The organism is Leptolyngbya sp. FACHB-321 (assembly GCF_014695975.1).
Classification (GTDB): domain Bacteria; phylum Cyanobacteriota; class Cyanobacteriia; order Leptolyngbyales; family Leptolyngbyaceae; genus Stenomitos.
In genome coordinates this window covers 1-5,031 of record NZ_JACJPI010000091.1, presented here as the reverse complement: position 1 = coordinate 5,031, position 5,031 = coordinate 1, and the positions used below count along the sequence as shown (strand labels likewise).

Sequence of the window (5,031 nt, the reverse complement as noted above, 5' to 3'; positions counted from 1 at the left end):
CGCCATAGGCACCAGGAAAGCCAAAAAGCTTAAAGCAGAGCCCTGAAGGCTGCATAGCAACTTGTTTTAGTTTCAGTATCACCAATGATGGAGGTCAAGCCCTCGGTCTATTAGTACGGCTCGACTGCATGCATTACTACACTTCCATCTACCGCCTATCAACGGGTGTTCTACCCGTGACCTTACTGGGTTAACCCATGAGAGCACTCATCTTGAGGTGGGCTTCCCACTTAGATGCTTTCAGCGGTTATCCGCTCCGCACATGGCTACCCAGCGTTTACCGTTGGCACGATAACTGGTACACCAGCGGTGCGTTCCTCCCGGTCCTCTCGTACTAAGGAGGAATCCTCTCAATGCTCTTACGCCTGCACCGGATATGGACCGAACTGTCTCACGACGTTCTGAACCCAGCTCACGTACCGCTTTAATGGGCGAACAGCCCAACCCTTGGGACGTACTACCGCCCCAGGTTGCGATGAGCCGACATCGAGGTGCCAAACCTCCCCGTCGATGTGAACTCTTGGGGGAGATCAGCCTGTTATCCCTAGAGTAACTTTTATCCGTTTAGCGACGGCCCTTCCACGCGGTGCCGTCGGATCACTAAGGCCGACTTTCGTCCCTGTTCGACTTGTTGGTCTCACAGTCAAGCTCTCTTCTGCCTTTACACTCTACGGCTGATTTCCAACCAGCCTGAGAGAACCTTTGCGCGCCTCCGTTACTTTTTAGGAGGCGACCGCCCCAGTCAAACTGCCTACCTGAAACTGTTCCTCAACCAGATCATGGTCTAAGGTTAGAATTCTAGCCTTGCTAGAGTGGTATCTCACCGTTGGCTCCAGTGTCCCCACAAGAACACTCTCATAGCCTCCCACCTATCCTGCGCAAGCAAAGCCCGAACCCAATCTCAGGCTACAGTAAAGCTTCATAGGGTCTTTCTGTCCAGGTGCAGGTAGTCCGTATCTTCACAGACAATCCTATTTCGCCGAGCCTCTCTCCGAGACAGCATCCAGATCGTTACGCCTTTCGTGCGGGTCGGAACTTACCCGACAAGGAATTTCGCTACCTTAGGACCGTTATAGTTACGGCCGCCGTTCACCGGGGCTTCAGTCGCCAGCTTCGCTTGCGCTAACCGACTTCCTTAACCTTCCGGCACTGGGCAGGCGTCAGCCCCCATACATCGTCTTGCGACTTAGCGGAGACCTGTGTTTTTGGTAAACAGTCGCCTGGATCTCTTCACTGCGACCAGCTCTCGCTGGCACCCCTTCTCCCGAAGTTACGGGGCCATTTTGCCGAGTTCCTTAGAGAGAGTTATCTCGCGCCCTTTAGTATTCTCAACCTTCCCACCTGTGTCGGTTTAGGGTACGGGTCATTTTGGCTTAACGTGTTTAGAGCTTTTCTTGGAAGCTTGACATCAACTACTTCGGGGACGTATCCCCTCGTACTCACGCCTCAGCTCAAGTCGTTTTCACCGACTCTCAGCACCTCGGACGCTTGAACCGGTAACCAACATCCGGCTAGCTTAGCCTTCTCCGTCCCTCTGCACAAACCAAAACAAGTACTGGAATATTAACCAGTTGTCCATCGACTACGCCTTTCGGCCTCGCCTTAGGTCCCGACTAACCCTCCGCGGACGAGCCTTCCGGAGGAAACCTTGGGATTTCAGGGCATTGGATTCTCACCAATGTTTGCGCTACTCAAGCCGACATTCTCACTTCTGCTTCGTCCACACCTGCTCTCGCTGATGCTTCTAACTACAACAGAACGCTCCCCTACCGATATTTGCATATCCCACAGCTTCGGTACATCATTTAGCCCCGTTCATTTTCGGCGCAGGAGCGCTTGACCAGTGAGCTATTACGCACTCTTTTAAGGTTGGCTGCTTCTAGGCAAACCTCCTGGTTGTCTCTGCACTCCCACCTCCTTAATCACTGAATGATGATTTGGGGACCTTAGCTGGTGGTCTGGGCTGTTTCCCTCTTGACGATGAAGCTTATCCCCCACCGTCTCACTGGCAATGTGTGCACTGGGTATTCAGAGTTTGACTCGATTTGGTACCGCTCTCGCAGCCCGCACCGAATCAGTGCTTTACCCCCCAGCTATAATCATTGCCGCTGCGCCTCAACACATTTCGGGGAGAACCAGCTAGCTCCGGGTTCGATTGGCATTTCACCCCTAACCACACCTCATCCGCTGATTTTTCAACATCAGTCGGTTCGGACCTCCACTTGGTGTTACCCAAGCTTCATCCTGGACATGGTTAGATCACCCGGGTTCGGGTCTATAAACACTGACTAACGCCCTTTTCAGACTCGCTTTCGCTTTGACTTCGCCATTCCCGGCTTAATCTGCCAGTGCCTATAAGTCGCCGGCTCATTCTTCAACAGGCACACCGTCACACGTTAAATCGTGCTTCGATTGCTTGTAAGCTGATGGTTTCATGTTCTATTTCACTCCCCTCCCGGGGTTCTTTTCACCGTTCCCTCGCGGTACTGGTTCACTATCGGTCACACAGGAGTATTTAGCCTTACGAGGTGGTCCTCGCGGATTCAATCGGGATTTCACGTGCCCCGACCTACTCGGGATCCAGCTAGTAGCGTTAAGTTTTCGACTACAGGATTTTCACCTTCTCTGATGCAGTATTCAGCTGCTTCGTCTAACCGCTCGCGTCCATGTCGCTGTCCCACAACCCCAGACTGCATGCAATCTGGTTTAGGCTCTTCCCGCTTCGCTCGCCGCTACTAAGGGAATCACGTTTGTTTTCTCTTCCTACAGCTACTAAGATGTTTCAATTCGCTGCGTTCGCTCTTGCTACCCTATAGATTCAGGTAACAGTATGTAGGGTTGCCCCATTCGGAAACCCCCGGATCAATGCCTGCTTCCAACTCCCCGGGGCATATCGTCGGTAACCACGTCCTTCGTCGCCTCTGTGTGCCTAGGTATCCACCATCAGCCCTTTGTAGCTTGACCACAAAATTTCATTGGTGTCTGTGATTGGATAAATAGTCGACCGCAGCTAGCTAACAGTACTAAAACTGTTCGCGTAGCAACAAACAACTACTTATCGTTTTCTACCTGACAAGTTACTATGCAGTTTTCAAGGTTCTGACTGGAATTAAATCCAGCAGTCTCTCTAGCCAAACACACTAGATGAGTTGCTGAAATAAAGACCCTACAACTTGGACTAAAACTAAAAGCCCAGTGGAGGTTAGCGGACTCGAACCGCTGACATCCTGCTTGCAAAGCAGGCGCTCTACCAACTGAGCTAAACCCCCAGAAAAGCTACCAACGCTCAGTTAGCTAACCTCAGCCCCAAAGACTGACGGCGCTAACTGATGGCTGACCGCTCTCAAAGGTGGGCCATCCTGGACTCGAACCAGGGACCTCACCCTTATCAGGGGTGCGCTCTAACCACCTGAGCTAATAGCCCATAAACCAAACCTAGCTAGCTTGGAAGCCAACACTTATCTTTGAACGACCTTGGGATGACCAACATTGGCTCTAATAACAAAATGTGTTCAAGCGTCAATGCGGGTAGGTCTCCCTAAAAGGAGGTGATCCAGCCACACCTTCCGGTACGGCTACCTTGTTACGACTTCACCCCAGTCATCAGCCCTGCCTTCGGCATCCTCCTCCGCAAGCGGTTGGAGTAACGACTTCGGGCGTGGCCAACTCCCATGGTGTGACGGGCGGTGTGTACAAGGCCCGGGAACGTATTCACCCCAGTATGCTGACCTGGGATTACTAGCGATTCCTCCTTCATGCAGGCGAGTTGCAGCCTGCAATCTGAACTGAGCCACGGTTTATGGGATTAGCTTGCTATCGCTAGCTCGCAACCCTTTGTCCGTAGCATTGTAGTACGTGTGTAGCCCAGGACGTAAGGGGCATGCTGACTTGACGTCATCCCCACCTTCCTCCGGTTTGTCACCGGCAGTCTCTCTAGAGTGCCCAACTGAATGCTGGCAACTAAAAACGAGGGTTGCGCTCGTTGCGGGACTTAACCCAACATCTCACGACACGAGCTGACGACAGCCATGCACCACCTGTGTTCGCGCTCCCGAAGGCACCCTCGACTTTCACCGAGGTTCGCGACATGTCAAGCCCTGGTAAGGTTCTTCGCGTTGCATCGAATTAAACCACATACTCCACCGCTTGTGCGGGCCCCCGTCAATTCCTTTGAGTTTCACACTTGCGTGCATACTCCCCAGGCGGGATACTTAACGCGTTAGCTACGGCACTGCCCGGGTCGATACGGGCAACACCTAGTATCCATCGTTTACAGCTAGGACTACAGGGGTATCTAATCCCTTTCGCTCCCCTAGCTTTCGTCCATGAGTGTCAGTAATGGCCCAGTAGCGCGCTTTCGCCGCTGGTGTTCTTCCCAATATCTACGCATTTCACCGCTACACTGGGAATTCCCGCTACCCCTACCATACTCTAGTCGCTCAGTTTCCACTGCCTGTACGAGGTTAAGCCTCGCGCTTTAACAGCAGACTTGAACAACCACCTGCGGACGCTTTACGCCCAATAAATCCGGATAACGCTTGCATCCTCCGTATTACCGCGGCTGCTGGCACGGAGTTAGCCGATGCTGATTCATCAGGTACCGTCAGATCTTCTTCCCTGATAAAAGAGGTTTACAACCCAAGAGCCTTCCTCCCTCACGCGGTCTTGCTCCGTCAGGCTTGCGCCCATTGCGGAAAATTCCCCACTGCTGCCTCCCGTAGGAGTCTGGGCCGTGTCTCAGTCCCAGTGTGGCTGATCATCCTCTCAGACCAGCTACTGATCGTCGCCTTGGTAGGCCGTTACCCCACCAACTAGCTAATCAGACGCGAGCTCATCTTCAGGCACTAAAGCTTTCACCTCTCGGCACATTGGGTATTAGCAGTCGTTTCCAACTGTTGTCCCCAACCTGAAGGCAGATTCTCACGCGTTACTCACCCGTCCGCCACTAAGTCCCGAAGGACTCCGTTCGACTTGCATGTGTTAAGCAGACCGCCAGCGTTCATCCTGAGCCAGGATCAAACTCTCCATGTT

At 52.8% G+C, this 5,031-nt stretch carries 2 tRNA genes and 2 rRNA genes; all 4 read right to left on the bottom strand.

Going from position 1 to position 5,031, the window contains the following annotated elements:
* Positions 1 to 90 precede the first annotated feature (90 nt).
* Positions 91 to 2,964, bottom strand: a 23S ribosomal RNA gene (locus H6F76_RS29435).
* Between the two features lie 232 nt (positions 2,965 to 3,196).
* Positions 3,197 to 3,269 (bottom strand) — tRNA-Ala (locus H6F76_RS29430).
* Between the two features lie 81 nt (positions 3,270 to 3,350).
* A tRNA-Ile gene (locus H6F76_RS29425) sits at positions 3,351 to 3,424 on the bottom strand.
* A 117-nt stretch (positions 3,425 to 3,541) separates the two neighbouring features.
* A 16S ribosomal RNA gene (locus H6F76_RS29420) occupies positions 3,542 to 5,031 on the bottom strand.
* The 16S and 23S rRNA genes sit together here with 2 tRNA genes alongside, the layout of an rRNA operon.